Source organism: Acinetobacter sp. NBRC 100985 (genome assembly GCF_000241225.1).
Classification (GTDB): Bacteria; Pseudomonadota; Gammaproteobacteria; order Pseudomonadales; family Moraxellaceae; genus Acinetobacter; species Acinetobacter venetianus.
The window spans coordinates 1-966 of sequence record NZ_BAEB01000060.1 but is presented as its reverse complement, the minus strand read 5'-3'; the positions used below and the strand labels follow the sequence as shown (position 1 = coordinate 966).

The window sequence follows — 966 nt, the reverse complement described above, 5'->3', positions numbered from 1 at the left end:
GTTCGCTGAAGGCTGTCGTGGTCACCTCGGTAAACGCCTGATTGCAAAATACAATCTTGATAAAGATGCTGATCCACAGCACTACGGTATCGGGATTAAAGAACTTTGGGAAATCGATCCTGCTAAACATAAGCTAGGTTTAGTGATGCATGGTGCTGGCTGGCCATTATCTGAAACAGGTTCATCTGGTGGCTGGTGGTTATACCACGCTGAAAACAATCAGGTGACTTTGGGTATGATCGTGGATTTATCATATGAAAATCCGCACATGTATCCATTCATGGAAATGCAACGCTGGAAAACACACCCAACCATCAAGCAATTCCTTGAAGGTGGTAAACGTATTTCTTACGGCGCACGTGCTGTAGTGAAAGGTGGCTTTAATGCTTTGCCTAAACTCACTTTCCCAGGCGGTTGCTTGATTGGTGATGATGCTGGTTTCTTGAACTTCTCAAAAATCAAAGGCTCACACACTGCAATGAAGTCAGGTATGTTGTGTGGTGAGGCAGTATTCGAAGCGATTGCTGCTGGTGTTGCCAAAGGTGGTGATCTTGCGATTGCTCGTGTTCTTGAAGGCGACGACCATTTCGACAAAGAATTAACGGCTTATACTGACAAATATAACAATTCTTGGTTAAAAGAAGAGTTATATAACTCACGCAACTTTGGCCCTGCAATGCACAAGTTTGGTCAGTGGATTGGTGGTGCGTTTAACTTTATCGATCAAAACATCCTTAAAGTGCCATTTACTTTGCATGACCTTAAACAAGACTTTGCTGCACTGAAAACTGTGGATGCGTCAACGTTTAAACCAAACTATCCAAAACCAGATGGCAAGTTGACCTTTGACCGTTTATCTTCTGTATTCGTATCGAATACCGTACATGAAGAAAATCAGCCAGCACACTTAAAGTTGACTGATCCATCTATTCCAGTAGATGTGAACTTACCAAAATGGGATGAGCC

The 966-nt window shown here is 42.9% G+C and carries 1 protein-coding gene; it reads left to right on the top strand.

Annotated elements, in window-relative coordinates:
- A partial coding sequence (locus ACT4_RS16050; protein WP_007484040.1) for an electron-transfer flavoprotein:ubiquinone oxidoreductase occupies positions 1-966 on the top strand: 966 nt, incomplete at both ends.